Consider the following 15184-nt stretch of genomic DNA (forward strand, 5'->3'; position numbering starts at 1 on the left):
CAAAGGACCTCGTACCCATGACGCAGCGTAAAGGCATCATTCTGGCCGGTGGCTCCGGCACCCGGCTGTATCCGATCACCAAGGGCATCAGCAAGCAGCTGCTGCCGGTATATGACAAGCCGATGATCTATTACCCGCTCAGCGTGCTGATGCTGGCGGGCATCCGTGAAGTGCTGATCATCAACACCCCGCACGAGCAGGCGCTGTTCCAGCAGTTGCTGGGTGACGGTTCGCAGTGGGGCATGGACATCCAGTACGCCGCCCAGCCGAGCCCGGATGGCTTGGCCCAAGCCTACCTGATCGGCCGCGAATTCCTGGACGGCAAGCCCAGCTGCCTGGTGCTCGGTGACAACGTGTTCCATGGCCATGGCCTGACCGAAGTGCTGAAGCGTGCTGACGCGCGCGCCGATGGTGCCACCGTGTTCGGTTACTGGGTCAACGACCCCGAGCGTTACGGCGTGGCTGAGTTCGACAAGGATGGAAAGGTGGTCGGCTTGGTCGAGAAGCCGGCCAAGCCGCGTTCCAACTACGCGGTGACCGGTCTGTATTTCTACGACGGCAAGGCCAGTGAGTACGCTGCTGAACTGAAGCCCTCGCCGCGCGGTGAGCTGGAAATCACCGACCTCAACCAGCGTTACCTCGACGAGGGTGCATTGCACCTGGAGCCGCTGGGTCGCGGTTACGCGTGGCTGGACACCGGCACCCACCAGTCGCTGCTGGAGGCTTCGAACTTCATTGAAACCATCCAGACCCGCCAGGGCCTGCAGGTCTGCTGTCCTGAAGAGATCGCACTGGGCAACGGCTGGATTGACGTGGCCCAGCTTGAGTCCTTGGCCGCACCGCTCATCAAGAATGCCTACGGCCAGTATCTCCATGCTTTGGCCCAGCGGGGTTCGATTCCGTGAAAATCGTCCAGACTCAGCTCCCAGGATGCGTCGTACTGGAGCCTCGGGTTTTTGGAGACGCCCGCGGATTCTTTTTCGAGGGCTGGAACAAGGAGCGTTTTGAGGCCGAGGGATTGCAGATGGACTTTGTCCAGAGCAACGTCTCGTCGTCCTCACGCGGCGTGCTGCGTGGCCTTCATTACCAGTGGCCTCGGCCGCAAGGAAAGCTGGTCAGCGTTCTGGAGGGTGAGGTCTACGATGTAGCAGTGGATATCCGTCAAGGCTCTCCGACGTTCGGAAAACACGCGTCAGTGATTCTCAGCGCTGAAAATCGGCGGCAGCTCTGGATCCCGGAGGGCTTCGCTCACGGATTCGCGGTGTTGTCCGAGCGCGCTCTGTTCCACTACATGTGCACCGACGTTTACGTGGCGGAGGCGGATTCGGGACTTCGCTGGAACGATGCCGACGTGGCGGTGGACTGGCCGATCTCCAATCCGACGTTGTCTGCAAAGGATGAGGCTGCCCCGTTCCTGAAGGACATCGCCGAAGACCGCCTGCCGGTGTTCGTCGCATGACGATCCTGCTGTTCGGCGGTAACGGCCAGGTCGGCCAGGAGCTGCTGCGTGCGCTGGCCCCGCTGGGCAAGGTGGTTGCCACCACGCGCAGCGGCCTGCTGCCGGATGGCAGCGCCTGCGAGGTCGCGGACTTCAACCAGCCTGATTCGCTGGTTGCGCTGCTGGATCGCGTGCGACCCGCAATGGTGGTCAACGCTGCCGCTTATACGGCGGTGGACAAGGCGGAGCAGGACATGGAGGCGGCCTTCCGTGCCAATGCCGAGGCGCCTGGCGTGATCGCACGCTGGTGCGCGGCTGCCGGCGTGCCGTTTGTGCATTACTCCACTGACTACGTGTTCGATGGTGAAGGCACCGCGCCGTACCACGAAGACCAGCCGACCGCTCCGCTGGGCGTGTACGGCACCAGCAAGCGCGACGGCGAAGACGCGGTGCGTGCTGCCTGCGGGCGCCACCTGATCTTCCGCACGGCGTGGGTATATGCCTCGCACGGTGCCAATTTCCTGCGCACGATGTTGCGCGTGGGGGCCGAGCGTGAAGCATTGCGGGTGGTGGCTGACCAGGTTGGCACGCCGACGCCGGCAGCGCTGATTGCGGATGTCACCGCAAAGGCCCTGCAGCACACGGGCGGGCTGTCCGGCACCTGGCACCTGACTGCTTCCGGGCAGACCAGCTGGCATGGCTTCGCCGAGGCGATCTTCGCCGAAGCCCTCGCACGTGGCGTCCTGGCCAAGGTGCCGAGCGTGGAAGCGATTGCCACCTCGGAGTACCCGACGCCGGCCAAGCGGCCGTCCTGGTCGGTACTGGACAACCGCAAGCTGCAGCAGGATTTCGGCATCGCGCTGCCAGCCTGGCAGGACGGGTTGAAGCGGGTGATCGGCGAGATCGCGGGCTGAATCGTACCGTGGGGTCAGAGTCCTTCCGCGTCGCGGAAGGACTCTGACCCCGTCTCCGAGGTGGGGTGCGTGGACCTACGGTCGGCTACTGCCGACCATACGTATCTTCAAAGCGCACGATATCGTCTTCGCCCAGATAGCTGCCGGACTGCACTTCGATCAGCTCCAACGGCAGGCGTCCCGGATTGCGCAGGCGGTGGGTGACGCCGAGCGGGATGTAGGTGCTCTGGTTTTCGCTGAGCAGCAGCACTTCCTCACCTCGGGTGACCTCGGCCGTGCCGCTCACCACGATCCAGTGTTCGGCGCGGTGATGGTGCATCTGCAGGCTCAGCGTGCCACCGGGCTTGACCGTGATGCGCTTGACCTGGAAACGTGCGCCGTTGTCGATGGAATCGTAGGCGCCCCACGGGCGGTACACTTTGCGGTGCCAGGTGGCCTCGCTGCGTCCTTCGGCCTTCAACTGGGCCACCACCGCCTTGACCTCCTGCATGCGGTCGCCTTTGCCGACCAGCACCGCGTCGTCGGTTTCTACAACGATCACGTCATCCAGCCCGACCATCGCCACCAGGCGTTGCCCGTAGGCATAGGTGTTGCGGCAGTCGATCGCGATGACATCGCCCTGGTGCGCGTTGCCGTCGCCATCCTGCTGCGATACGTCGCGCAGGGCGGTCCACGATCCGACGTCATTCCAGCCGGCGTCCAGCGGCACCACCATTGCATCGGCGGTTTTTTCCATCACTGCATAATCGATGGAGTCCGAAGGCACCGCGGTAAACGCTTCCTTGTCCAGGCGGGTGAAGTCGGCATCGCGGCGGGCCTTGCTCCAGGCATCGCAGCTGCTGGCCAGCATGGCTGGCTGGAAGCGTTCCAGTTCCTGCAGGTAACGCGACGCCTTGAACAGGAACATGCCGCTGTTCCAGTAGTACTGGCCACTGGCTACATAGTCGGTCGCGGTGGCAAGGTCCGGCTTCTCGACGAACCGCTCGACCGCGCGGGCGCCTTCTCCCGCGGCCGCCTTGATGTAGCCGTATCCGGTCTCCGGACCGGTCGGCACGATGCCGAAGGTCACCAGCTTGCCTGCCTCGGCAGCGCCTGCCGCCTGCTCGACCGCGCGTAGGAAAGCGGCGTTGTCACTGATCACGTGATCCGATGGAAGCACAAGCAGCAGCGCGTCAGCGCCCTCACGGGTTGCCTCCAGGGCTGCTACCGCGATGGCCGGCGCGGTATTGCGGCCGACCGGTTCCAGGATGATCGCGGCAGGCTCGGCACCCACCTGCTGCAGCTGCTCGGCGGCGACGAAGCGATGCTCCTCGTTGGCGATGACCAACGGTCCGCGCGCGGCGATGGCTTCGACGCGCTTCCACGTCGCCTGCAGCATGGTCAGCTCGCTGGCCAGCGGCAGGAACTGCTTCGGATACGCCTCGCGCGACAAGGGCCACAGGCGCGTGCCGGAACCACCGGACAGGATGACGGGCTGGATGCTGTTCATGGGTACGGACATCCTGACGTTACTGCTGCAGCAGCGAGGAGATTTCGTCGGTACGCGACTGCAGCAGGGCCGCATCGCCGCGCGTTTCGACATTCAACCGCAGCAGCGGCTCGGTGTTGGAGCTGCGCAGGTTGAAACGCCAGTCACCGAAATCGGCACTGATGCCGTCTGTGTGGTCGAGCGCCGGCGCATGTGAGGCGAAGTGTTCCATCACGCGTGCCACAGATACCTTCGCATCGACTACCTTGAAGTTGATCTCGCCGCTGCACGGATAGGCCGCCATGCGATCTTCAACCCAGTCGGCCAACGATCGACCGCTTTCGGAAACCAGCGCGGCGATCAGGAGCCAGGGGATCATCCCGGAGTCAGCGTAGGCGAACTCGCGGAAGTAGTGGTGGGCACTCATTTCGCCGCCGTACACCGCATCTTCGGCGCGCATCTTTTCCTTGATGAAAGCATGGCCGCTCTTGCACAGCACCGGGATGCCGCCGGCCTGCTCGACCATCTCCACCGTGTTCCAGACCAGACGTGGATCGTGCACGACCTTGCCACCGGGATGGCGCTTCAGCGCGGCCTGGGCCAGCAGGCCGACCAGGTAATAGCCTTCGATGAAACGGCCGGTGTGGTCGAAGAAGAAGCAGCGGTCGAAGTCGCCATCCCACGCGATGCCGAAATCGGCGCCATGCTCACGCACCGCTTCGGCGGTGGCGGCGCGGTTTTCCGGCAGCAGCGGGTTGGGGATGCCGTTGGGGAAGTTGCCGTCCGGCTCGTGGTTGACCCGGATGAACTGCAGCGGCAGGTGCGGCGCCAGCAGGTCGACGATCGCGCCGGCGCCGCCGTTGCCGGCATTGACCACCACCTTCAGCGGCTTCAGCGCAGCGACATCGACGTAGGACAGCAGGTGCGCGATGTAGGCGCTCTTGTCGTGCTGCTCGCTCTGGCCGGCCTTGGGCGGCAGGGCAGCTGCGGTATCGGCTGCCACCGCATCGGAGATCGCGAACAGGCCGGTATCAGAACTGATCGGGCGCGCTTTCTCGCGCACCAGCTTCATGCCGTTGTAATCCATCGGGTTATGGCTGGCGGTCACCATCACGCCGCCGGCAGCGCCCAGATGATCGGTCTGGAAATAGACTTCCTCGGTACCGCACAGGCCGATGTCGATGACCTCACGCCCCGCGCCGCGCAGGCCCACTACCAGCGCATCCTGCAGCGCTGCGCTGGTCAGGCGCACATCGTGGCCGACGACCACGGTTCCCGGCTCCAGCTGGTCCGAGAGTGCCACGCCGATGCGCCGGGCCAGGTCTTCGTTCAGTTCGTCCGGCACGCGGCCGCGGATGTCATAGGCCTTGAAGGCGGGCAGGGGCATCGGTCACTCCATTGGGGGGGTCCAGCCGCTTAGTTTATACGCCCATGTGTATGGGAATCGTTGTCAGGGCCGCATGCACCAGCACCGCAGCGAGTCATTCATGACCGCGCTTCGGCGTCCGCTTGGCCTTCTTCGCCGGCGCCCCGGGAAGCGGCTCCAGCAACGCCTGCAGGTCCTCCTCGCTGAACCCAGCCCCTGCCGCGCCGCCATTTTCCAGGATCGAATCGGCCAGCGCCGCCTTTCGCTGCTGAAGTTCGCTGATCCGCTCTTCGATGCTGCCGGCGGCGATCAGGCGGTACACGAAGACCGGCTTGTCTTGACCGATCCGGTGCGCCCGGTCGCTGGCCTGGTTTTCGGCCGCCGGGTTCCACCAGGGGTCGAAATGGATCACGGTATCGGCAGCTGTCAGGTTCAGGCCGACACCGCCCGCCTTCAGGCTGATCAGGAAGATCGGCACCTCTCCATGCATGAACCGGCACACCGGGGTGGTCCGGTCACGGGTGTCGCCGGTCAAGGTGACGAACGCCAGTCCGCTCTTGTCCAAGGCCTGCGCGATCAGCTCCAGCATGCGCGTGAACTGGGAGAACACGAGGATGCGGCGTCCTTCCTCCACCATCTCCGGCAAGAGCGTCATCAGCAGGTCAAGCTTGGCCGAACCCTGCGTGCGCGGCGCGGCTTCACCGGGCAACAGGCGTGGATCGCAGCATACCTGGCGCAACTTCAGCAGTGCATCGAGCACGACGATGTGGCTCTTGGCCATTCCTTTGCCGGCGACGGCCTCGCGCACCTTCTCCTGCATCGCCGATCGCACTGTCTCGTACAAGTCGCGCTGGCCACCCTCCAATGACACGTGGCGGGTGATCACGGTCTTGGGTGGCAGCTCGGTCGCTACCTGGTCCTTGCGCCGACGCAGGATGAAGGGTCGCACCCGCTGCGCCAGCAGCTGCGCGCGTTGGCCGTCACCGCTGCGCTCGATCGGATGGCGCCAATGCAGGTTGAAGGTTTTCTCGCTGCCCAGCAGACCCGGCAGGACAAAGTCGATATGCGTCCACAGCTCGCCCAGGTGGTTTTCCAGTGGGGTGCCGGTCAGGCACAGCTGGTGCCGGCTCTGCAGCGTGCGCAGGGTGATCGCCGCGCGTGCCTTGGCGTTCTTCACCTGCTGGGCTTCATCGAGGATCAGCAGGTGATAGGCATGCGCCTGCAGCGCGGCCTCATCCCGCCACACCAGCGGATAGGTGGTCAGCACCAGGTCGTGGGCGGGAATCTGTTCGAACATCGCCTCTCGGGCAGGGCCATGCAGCACCAGCACGCGCAGACCGGGTGCGAAACGGGCGGCCTCCTCCTGCCAGTTGAACAGCAGGGACGTCGGCATGACCACCAGCGCGGGCCGGTCCAGCCGTCCACCTTCTTTTTCCAGCAATATGTGCGCCAGGGTCTGCAGCGTCTTGCCCAGGCCCATGTCATCGGCCAGGATGCCGCCCAGCTCCTGTTGGCGCAGGTACTGTAGCCACGCCAGCCCGTCCTGCTGATAAGGACGCAAGACGGCAGCCAGCCCGACAGGTGCCGCAACCGGTTGTGGCGTGGGTTCCTGCAACAGCCGCTGCACCATCGCGCCGGTATCGGTGGCGCCGCGCAGCTGCAGGCTCCCGGACTGTTGCAGGGCCTGCAGGCGTCCCCTGTCGCGTGTGGAAACACGCAGGGGTTCAGCGCCGTTGCCGAACAGGTCGCCGAGCAGGGTCACGACGGGCTTAAGCCGCCCCGCCTGGAATGACAGCGCTCCTGCCGTGGGCGAGGCGATCAGGATGCGCTCCTCGTCGTCGATGGCATCCAGCGCGCCCCGCGTCCAGCGCGGATCGGTCTGCAGCAACTGCGCCAGCATCGGTGCCAGCGGCACCGTCTGGCCATCGATTTCGATGTCCAGCGCTACGTCCAGCCAGCCAGCGCCTGTGTCATCGGGCTGCACATCCCAGAGCACGCTGTCCACCACGGTGATGCGGTGCCGGAAATCCTCCGGGACGGTGACCACCCACCCCAGTTCCTGCAGCCGGGGCAGCTCGCGCAGCATGAAGCTGCCCCAGTCGTAGGAGCGCAGGTGGAAGTGGGGTCCGGCCCCGCTGAGCAGCGCTGGCGACTGCGGATGGCGGTGAAGTCCACTGCTGCGCAGCTCGTTTTCACGCCTTGCCTCTTCGGCCGTGTCGCGTGGCAGCAGCTCGATCGTTCCGTCCGCGCCGCGCACGAAGCGCGAGGGGTCATCGAGGTGCTTGAAGTGCTCGCCGTAGGCGAAGGAGACCGTGGCAAATTCCAGCCGCTGCATCTGACCTCTTCGCGCGCCCCACGTCTGCTGTTGCTCTTCGGTATGCAGCATCAGGTGCGGGACCATGCCATCCACCTGGGCGATGGGCATCGCATCGGCGGTGGCTGGCGGTAGGGGCAGGGCAGGGTCCAGCTGCTGGAGCATCTGCGAGGTAAGCGAATGTTCGTCGGGCAGCAGCGGTGGCAGCCCAAGGAAAGCGTCGGCGTCGGGGCTGGCCACCGCAAGCTGCAGCGGACCCGTCTCGCCGGTTCTCTCGTCCAGATAACAGGCGCAATGACCTTCTACCGCCCCGTCGGCGTTCCCGTCCACCTGCAGCACCGGCCGGGAGCATACGCCCAGCTGGCTGTCGGCCGCCTTCCACTCCAGGTGACCTGCGCGAGCAGGGCCCGCGCGCAGGGGCAGCAGCTGCCTGGTGCCGGGGTGCTGTACCCAGCCATGGCCGGAGGCCAGGATCATGTCCAGCAACGGCTGCACGGCTACACGCCGGTCGCCCTTGCGCTGCTGGCGCAAACACAGCTGTCCGAGGACGGCGATGTCCTGCTGCGGTAACGGTGCCTCGATTTTCTCGTCTTCGCGATCCTCGTCCGGCCCGTGCAGGGCACACATCATGACCGCAGCCACATGCTTGCAGTTGTCGCCCACCGGGCAGCTGCAGCGGCCGTGAAGGCGACTCTGTGGGCTACGAAGGCGTGACTTGAGGTTGATCGTTACCCGATAAGGCTGGGCGGCAGTGCCCTCTACCTTGGCATGCAGGAGATCCCGTTCCATGCGCAGGTCATGCACCCTGTCCAGGTAGCCGGCCGCCTTGCGGATCGTGCGCTCGTCGAGCCAGCGATGCAGATCATTTTCATCGAACAGGACGGACATCGGCGATGTTTCCAACAGGGCGGCATCTGGCCGCACATCGGGATGCAGGCGTGTCCGGGACCGCCAGTTTACGAGTTGCGCCCACTGCGGCAAATGCTGCGCCGCACCCCAGCCGGGGGTCGGGGTGCCGGTAGAATGCCGTCATCCTTACCGTGTGGGACAGCAACGCAATGGATAGTTCCGGTACCGGCAGCAAGCGCGATAAACGATATGCCAGCGCGGCGCTCGCCCTGCAGGGCGTGGTCGCCGATGGCCAGACCCTGGCGGTGGGCGGTTTCGGCCTGTGCGGCATCCCGGAGGCGCTGATCGCCGCGCTACGCGATAGCGGTGTCAACGGCCTGACGGTGATTTCCAATAATGCCGGCGTGGACGGTTTCGGCCTGGGCCAGCTACTGGCCACCCGCCAGATCCGCAAGATGATTTCGTCCTACGTGGGCGAGAACAAGGAGTTCGAGCGCCAGTTCCTGGCCGGCGAACTGGAGCTGGAATTCAATCCGCAGGGCACTCTGGCCGAACGCCTGCGCGCGGGCGGGGCCGGCATTCCGGCGTTCTTCACCGCCACCGGCTATGGCACCGTGGTGGCCGAGGGCAAGGAAACCCGCGAATTCGATGGCCGACAGTACGTGATGGAAAGCGCGCTGCGCGCTGATGTGGCATTGGTCAAGGCGTGGAAGGCGGACGAGGCCGGAAACCTGGTGTTCCGCCGTACCGCGCGCAACTTCAACCCGGCCTGCGCGATGGCTGGCAAGGTCTGCATCGCCGAGGTGGAAGAGGTGGTGCCGGTGGGCAGCATCGACCCGGATCAGGTGCACCTGCCAGGGATCTATGTGCACCGCATCGTGCACAACCCCACGCCCGAAAAGCGCATCGAACAACGCACCGTGCGCCAGGAGGCGAACTGACATGGCCTGGACCCGTGACGAAATGGCGGCGCGCGCTGCGCGCGAATTGACCGATGGTGCCTATGTGAACCTGGGCATCGGCCTGCCGACCCTGGTGGCCAACCATATTCCCGAAGGCGTGGACGTATGGCTGCAGTCGGAGAACGGCCTGCTCGGGATCGGCCCGTTCCCCACCGAGGCGGAGATCGATCCGGACCTGATCAACGCAGGCAAACAGACCGTTACCGCGCGTGCGGGCGCCAGTTATTTCGGCAGCGATGACAGCTTCGCGATGATCCGCGGCGGCCACGTCAACCTGGCCATCCTCGGCGCCATGCAGGTCACCGACAGCGGCGACCTGGCCAACTGGATGGTGCCGGGCAAGATGGTCAAGGGCATGGGCGGGGCGATGGACCTGGTGGCCGGCGTGCAGCGCGTGGTGGTGCTGATGGAGCACACGGCGAAGAACGGCGAGCACAAGATCCTGAAGGAATGCTCGCTGCCGCTGACCGGTGTCGGCGTGGTGGATCGCATCATCACCGATCTGGCCGTGTTCGATGTGACCGGCGACGGGCTGGTGCTGGTGGAAACCGCGCCGGGTGTCGATGAGGCTGAACTGGTGGAAAAGACCGGCGTGGCGTTCAAGCGAAGCTGATGGCCGCGCTGTTCCCGCAGGACCTGCCTGATGCTGATGTGCGCCACCTTGCGGGGTGGCTGCCCCCTGCGCAGGCAGAGGCCCTGCAGGCAGCGTTGCTGCGGGACATTCCGTGGGAAGTGCACAGGATCCGGATGTTCGGGCGGTTGGTGGATTCACCGCGGCTGAGTTGCTGGATGGGCGATCCGGATGCGCGTTACCGGTACTCCGGTGCAGACTTTCTGCCGCATCCGTGGGCGGATGTGCTGATGCCCGTTCGTGATCGATTGCAGGAGGAGTTGTGCGCGCCCTTCAACAGCGTATTGCTCAACCGTTACCGCAGCGGAACGGACAGCATGGGTTGGCACAGCGATGACGAGGCGGAACTGGGGCCGCAGCCGGTGATTGCTTCTCTGAGCTTGGGTGCTGCGCGCCGCTTCCTGCTGCGCCGTCGAGACCAGCACGCGGCCAAGGCAGAGTTCCTGCTTGCCGAGGGGGACCTGCTGGTGATGGCCGGTAGCACGCAGGCCCACTACCAGCACGCGTTACCGAAATCCTCGCGCGTGCACGGGGAACGCATCAACCTGACCTTCCGCTGGATCGGGAATTGACCAGGAACCCCTCAGCGGGTCAGCTGCGTACCAGATCGACTGCAGCGGACAGCAGCCCGCGTCCGAAGCGACCGTAGTTGCCCGACAGCAGTTCGCCCAACACTGCTGGAACCCGCTTGATAAGCGATCGCGGCAGGTTGCGGCGCTTGGCGATATGGCGCTGCTTGCGCTCGATGAGTTTCTGAAGGGGTTCCGGCGCATGCAGTGCGCGTAGACGTGCGAGCAGAACTTCGGAGAGATCCTGCTCAAGATGCTTCTGTCGCCTCGCTTGGGGCGATAAAGGATCATTGCCGCCCAAGCCGAGCTGGTTGCCGTCATGCAGCCGGTAGTCGATCAACGGGCGCTCCACGCTGTCGATCGTCCCGATAATGGCGGCCAGCGTGGCAAGCCACGCGTCGTGTACCCATCCCGAGCGCGGAAGGGGGAGCGCGTCCCGCAGAATACTGTTGCGGAGTGCCAAGGTGGCGCCGGTCACGAGGTCGCGCTGCAACAGGAGGTCGAGTCCAGCACCGCGATGCATTCGCCGCATCTGGCGTGCGCCCACTCCCAGCGAACGGAAAAGGCGCTGCGGAAGCACGTTCCCCTCGCCATCAATCAACCGCGCATCACTATGCAGCGCCAGCAGATCGGGGCGTCTTTCGAACTCGGCACAGAACCGCTCCAGCTTGTCCGCATGCCAGACATCATCCTGGTCGCAGAGGAAGATCACCTCGCCGGTGCAGGCACGCAGTGCGCCATCGAAGTTCAGCCGATAGCCGACGTTCTCAGGGTTTACCTGCAGGTCAACCATGATGCCCATTGCTTCAGCAACCGGCACGAACGCGCGCAGGATGTCGAGCGTACCGTCGCTGGAGACATCATCGCGGATCACGATCTGGTCCGGACGTTGGGTTTGCCACAGCAGGCTGTCCAGCTGCTCCTGCAGGAAGCGCTCGCCGTTGTAGGTGCAGACGGCAATGGACGTGGAAAGTGGCATCGGCAAGGTCACGGGACAGGCTGGCCTGGATTATGACATCGCCCGCCAAGAGCTGCCGGCCAGCGGCCGGCACGACCGACGCACCAACCAATCAGTGCAGCGAACCGCCGTCCGTATCCTTCTGCCCACTGCTCAGCGCCCAGCCCACCACATCGGCGGTCAGTGCATTCAGCCCCTTCTCGAACGCTGCAGTCACCGCCGGCACGTCGGTCGATCCCACCGGCAGTTCCTGGCGGAACGTCTGGTCGATCACCACGCGCTGGTCCACCACGTGGATCAGCTTGGCGTTGATCTCGATGACCACGGTCGGCGTCGGCTGGCCGCGGTAATCCGATTCAAAACGGCGGATGTCGGTGGCCAGCCGGTAATCGGCACGGATACCCGCCGCTGCCCGCCCGACGCCGGCGATCCGGCCGGAATCCTCGAAACCGCGCAGCAGGGCGTCTTCGATCATGTCGGTGGCCGGCTGCGCCCAGGTCGCGCCAGCGTAGATTTCCAGCTCCGAAGGGCGGGGACGCACGTTGATGCGCGGACTGTCGACCATGCGCGTGGCGCTCGGCTTGGACAGCACCAGCTGCCAATCCACTGTCGGCCAGGAGGGATCCACCTGCACCTGCACGGAAGGAGAATAGATGGTTACCGCGTTGCGGTCGCCACCGGACAGGATCGAACAGCCGGCCAGGGTGGCCAGCAGGGCAGCCGGCAGCAGCAGGCGCGTCACGGACAGGGAGGGCATGCGCTTCATTCGGGTTCGAACTCCTTCGGTGCGTCGCGGCCCAGCAGGTAGCGCGCGGGATTGTTCTCAAGGCGGTCGCTGACCCGGCGCAGGTCGCGGATCAGCCCGCGCAGTTCGGTCAGCGTCGGGCCGAGCTGGCCCAGGCCGTCGCTGGCGAAGCTGTTGATGGCCGCCCGGTTCTCGCCGAGGATCGAATTGGCATTGCCGGCCGCCGAATCCATCTTGGTCATGGTGGCGTCCAGCTTCTCGATGATGCCCGGCAGCTCCTGCACCAGGTTCTGGTCCAGTCGCTGGATGGTCCCGTTGGTGGTCTTCAGGGTCTCGTCCAGGCTGCGCGCGGCATTGCGCGCGCTGAGCAGCAGCGCCTGGGTGCCCTGTTTCTGGTCGGCCAGCCCGCCGCTGATCGATTCGATATTGGCCAGCGTGGCATTGATCGCGGCCACGTTGCGGTCGCTCAGCACCTGGTCCATGCGCTCGACGATGCGGTTGGCCACGTCGGTGATGTTCTGCAGCGCCGAAGGCGTGGTCGGGATGATCGGCGCGGGATCGCGGTTGACCGAGGTCAGTGTCGGCGACTGCGGCGTGCCGCCACTGAGCTGGATGATCGACGGGCCGGTCAGGCTGGTGATCGCCAGCTTGGCGCGGGTATCGGTCTTGACCGGCGTGGTGGAGTTGAGGCGGATCTTGGCCACCACCTGGCGCGGGTCATCCGGGACCAGGTTGAGCTCGATGATCGACCCCACCGCGATGCCGTTGTACTGCACCGGGCTGCCTACGGTCAGGCCGGTGACCGCCTCGCGGAACACCACGCGGTATTCCTGCCAGGTGCGGTCGGACGAATACTTGGCTGCCCACAGGCCGAAGGCCAGCAGGGCCAGGCCGGTGATCAGGGTGAACGCGCCTATCAGCACGTAGTTGGCTTTGGTTTCCATGACTCAGGCACTCTCGGTCTGTTCGCCGCGCGCAGCACGTGCGCGGGGTCCGTGGAAATATTCCTGGATCCACGGATGGTCCAGTTTCTCGATGTCGGCCAACGGTGCATTGGCGACCACCTTGCGGTCGGCCAGCACCGCCACCCGGTCACAGATGGCATACAGGGTGTCCAGATCGTGTGTGATCAGGAAGACAGTCAGTCCCAGCGCTTCCTGCAGAGTCTTGATCAGGCGGTCGAAGGCCGCCGCGCCGATCGGATCCAGCCCGGCCGTGGGTTCGTCCAGGAACAGCAGCGGCGGGTCCAGGGCCAGCGCACGGGCCAGCCCGGCGCGCTTGCGCATGCCGCCTGACAGCTGCGAAGGCAGCTTGTTGATCGCATCGGCGGGCAGGCCCGCCAGCTTCACCTTCAGCAGCGCCAGTTCGTAATGCCAGCGCTCGGGCAGCTCGCGATGGTGTTCCTTCAGGGGTACCTGCACGTTCTCGCCGACGGTCAGCGAAGAAAACAGCGCGCCATCCTGGAACAACACGCCGGTATTGCGCTGGATGTGCAGGCGGCTTTCGCTGTCGCCACCGCGCGCATCGCGCCCCAGCACTTCAATCTGCCCTTCATCCGGGTGGCGCAGGCCGAGGATGGAGCGCATCAGCACCGATTTGCCGGTGCCCGAGCCGCCGACCACGCCGAGGATCTCGCCGCGCCGCACGTCCAGGTCCAGGCCTTCGTGCACGGTCTGGCTGCCGAAACGGTTGACCAGCCCGCGCACACGGATGGCCAGCTTCGATTCGTCCTCGCCGGGGGCGTCGTGGATTTCGTGGGTGCGTTCGTCGTTCACCGTCACCAGCCCATCTGCATGAACCACAACGCAGCGAAGGCGTCGAGGATGATCACCAGGGAAATGGCCTGGACCACGCTGGAGGTTGTGCGCTCGCCCACCGACTGCGCGGTGCCCTCGACCTTCAGGCCTTCCAGGCAGCCGATCAGGCCGATCACCAGCGCGAACACCGGGGCCTTGGCCAGGCCGACCAGCATGTTGCGCACTTCCATCGTGTCGTACATGCGCGCGATGTACATCTGCGGCGGGATATCCAGATCGAAGGCGCCCACGGTGATGCCGCCGGCCAGGCCGGCGATCATCGCGATGAAGGTCAGCAGCGGCAGGGTGATCAGCAGGGCGACGATGCGCGGCAGCACCAGCAGGTCCATCGGATCCAGGCCAAGCGTCTTCATCGCGTCGATTTCCTCGCGCGCCTTCATCGCACCGATCTGCGCGGTGAACGCGCTGGCGGTACGGCCGGCCAGCACGATCGCGGTCAGCAGCACGGCGAATTCGCGCAGGAAGGCGATGCTGACCAGTTCGACCACGTAGATCTCCGCGCCGAAGTCGCGCAGGATCGTCGAACCGAGGAAGGCGATCACCGCACCGACCAGATAGGAAAGCAGGGCCACCAGCGGCACCGCATCCAGCCCGACCTGCTCCATCTGGTGCACGGTGGCGGTCAGGCGGAAACGGCGCGGCTCCTTCAGCAGGCGCGCGCCCTTGACCAGGCTTTCGCCGAGGAAGCTGGCCAGCGCCACGATGTTCTGGCCGGTCGCGTGCATGCTGCGGCCAAGCCGATCCAGCGCGGCCAGCACGCCGAAATCCCGTTTCGGCTTGGGCCGGTCGTCGGCGACCTCTTCGATGGTGCAGACCAGGGCCTGGTGGTCTTCGCGGAACTGCAGCGCGTCCTGCCCCAGATCGGCACGGTGGGCCACGCGCAGCAGTTGCAGCACGCCGGCCGAATCCAGTTGTTCGATGCCGGTGGCGTCGATGGCGGTCAGTCCCTCGGGGACCTCGCGCAGCACCTCGGCGGACTGCAGGGCGGTATGCAGCGTCCAACGACCGGACAGGCGGATGCGGCCCGGTTCATTGGCATCGCGTTCGATCCGGGGATTCTGGTCGGAGGTCATGGTCGGCATCAAGGATGCAGCATAGCGTGTGCATGTCGCATGCAGCGTAGGTCCTGTCCGAATGTCCTTCTGCCCGGGCC

The 15184-nt window shown here is 65.3% G+C and carries 14 protein-coding genes; 6 read left to right on the forward strand and 8 right to left on the reverse strand.

The window, feature by feature from the left end; genetic code table 11:
- Positions 1–17 precede the first annotated feature (17 nt).
- The 3 genes from rfbA to rfbD are packed head-to-tail and all read left to right on the forward strand — an operon-like array spanning position 18 to position 2352.
- Positions 18–905, forward strand: coding sequence for a glucose-1-phosphate thymidylyltransferase RfbA (rfbA, locus tag IFT63_RS11940; protein ID WP_192084327.1), 888 nt, complete (start codon positions 18–20; stop codon positions 903–905).
- Positions 902–1459, forward strand: coding sequence for a dTDP-4-dehydrorhamnose 3,5-epimerase (gene rfbC / locus IFT63_RS11945; RefSeq protein WP_192084328.1), 558 nt, complete (start codon positions 902–904; stop codon positions 1457–1459). Before rfbA ends, rfbC begins: the two co-directional genes overlap by 4 nt.
- Positions 1456–2352 carry a dTDP-4-dehydrorhamnose reductase gene (rfbD, locus tag IFT63_RS11950; RefSeq protein ID WP_192084329.1) on the forward strand — a complete coding sequence of 299 codons (897 nt, stop codon included), beginning with the start codon at positions 1456–1458 and terminating at the stop codon, positions 2350–2352. The genes rfbC and rfbD overlap by 4 nt, the downstream gene beginning before the upstream one ends.
- Positions 2353–2437: 85 nt before the next feature.
- Here rfbD and IFT63_RS11955 read toward each other — a convergent pair whose 3' ends face one another.
- The 3 genes from IFT63_RS11955 to IFT63_RS11965 all read right to left on the reverse strand — a co-directional run bounded on the left by IFT63_RS11955 (position 2438) and on the right by IFT63_RS11965 (position 8388).
- The gene (locus tag IFT63_RS11955; RefSeq protein ID WP_192084330.1) at positions 2438–3841 is read right to left on the reverse strand and encodes a mannose-1-phosphate guanylyltransferase/mannose-6-phosphate isomerase; all 1404 of its coding nucleotides are present in this window, start codon (positions 3839–3841) and stop codon (positions 2438–2440) included.
- A 19-nt stretch (positions 3842–3860) separates the two neighbouring features.
- The gene (locus tag IFT63_RS11960; protein ID WP_192084331.1) at positions 3861–5207 is read right to left on the reverse strand and encodes a phosphomannomutase; all 1347 of its coding nucleotides are present in this window, start codon (positions 5205–5207) and stop codon (positions 3861–3863) included.
- Between the two features lie 94 nt (positions 5208–5301).
- Positions 5302–8388, reverse strand: coding sequence for an SNF2-related protein (locus IFT63_RS11965; protein ID WP_192084332.1), 3087 nt, complete (start codon positions 8386–8388; stop codon positions 5302–5304).
- A 170-nt stretch (positions 8389–8558) separates the two neighbouring features.
- On the opposite strand from IFT63_RS11965, the gene IFT63_RS11970 reads away from it, so the two are divergent.
- Genes IFT63_RS11970 through IFT63_RS11980 form a run of 3 tightly spaced genes read left to right on the forward strand, consistent with a single transcriptional unit; the run spans position 8559 to position 10514 of the window.
- Positions 8559–9290 (forward strand): CoA transferase subunit A, encoded by a 732-nt coding sequence (locus IFT63_RS11970; protein WP_192084333.1) that lies wholly within the window; start codon positions 8559–8561, stop codon positions 9288–9290.
- Between the two features lies 1 nt (position 9291).
- Positions 9292–9924 (forward strand): CoA transferase subunit B, encoded by a 633-nt coding sequence (locus tag IFT63_RS11975; protein ID WP_192084334.1) that lies wholly within the window; start codon positions 9292–9294, stop codon positions 9922–9924.
- Complete coding sequence (locus IFT63_RS11980) at positions 9924–10514, forward strand: alpha-ketoglutarate-dependent dioxygenase AlkB (protein WP_192084335.1); 591 nt, start codon at positions 9924–9926, stop codon at positions 10512–10514. Before IFT63_RS11975 ends, IFT63_RS11980 begins: the two co-directional genes overlap by 1 nt.
- Before the next feature lie 19 nt (positions 10515–10533).
- Here IFT63_RS11980 and IFT63_RS11985 read toward each other — a convergent pair whose 3' ends face one another.
- The 5 genes from IFT63_RS11985 to IFT63_RS12005 form a co-directional block, all read right to left on the reverse strand.
- Positions 10534–11490, reverse strand: a complete 957-nt coding sequence (locus IFT63_RS11985; protein ID WP_192084336.1) for a glycosyltransferase family 2 protein — start codon at positions 11488–11490, stop codon at positions 10534–10536.
- Positions 11491–11581: 91 nt separating this feature from the next.
- Positions 11582–12226, reverse strand: a complete 645-nt coding sequence (locus IFT63_RS11990) for an ABC-type transport auxiliary lipoprotein family protein (protein WP_192084337.1) — start codon at positions 12224–12226, stop codon at positions 11582–11584.
- A gap of 5 nt (positions 12227–12231) precedes the next feature.
- Positions 12232–13158: an MlaD family protein gene (locus tag IFT63_RS11995; RefSeq protein ID WP_042613801.1), complete on the reverse strand. Its 927-nt coding sequence runs from the start codon at positions 13156–13158 to the stop codon at positions 12232–12234.
- A 3-nt stretch (positions 13159–13161) separates the two neighbouring features.
- Complete coding sequence (locus tag IFT63_RS12000; RefSeq protein ID WP_161793569.1) at positions 13162–13989, reverse strand: ABC transporter ATP-binding protein; 828 nt, start codon at positions 13987–13989, stop codon at positions 13162–13164.
- A gap of 2 nt (positions 13990–13991) precedes the next feature.
- Positions 13992–15104, reverse strand: a complete 1113-nt coding sequence (locus IFT63_RS12005; protein ID WP_042613802.1) for an ABC transporter permease — start codon at positions 15102–15104, stop codon at positions 13992–13994.
- Positions 15105–15184: the final 80 nt, after the last annotated feature.

Source organism: Stenotrophomonas sp. CFBP 13724 (assembly GCF_014841975.1).
GTDB lineage: Bacteria > Pseudomonadota > Gammaproteobacteria > Xanthomonadales > Xanthomonadaceae > Stenotrophomonas > Stenotrophomonas lacuserhaii.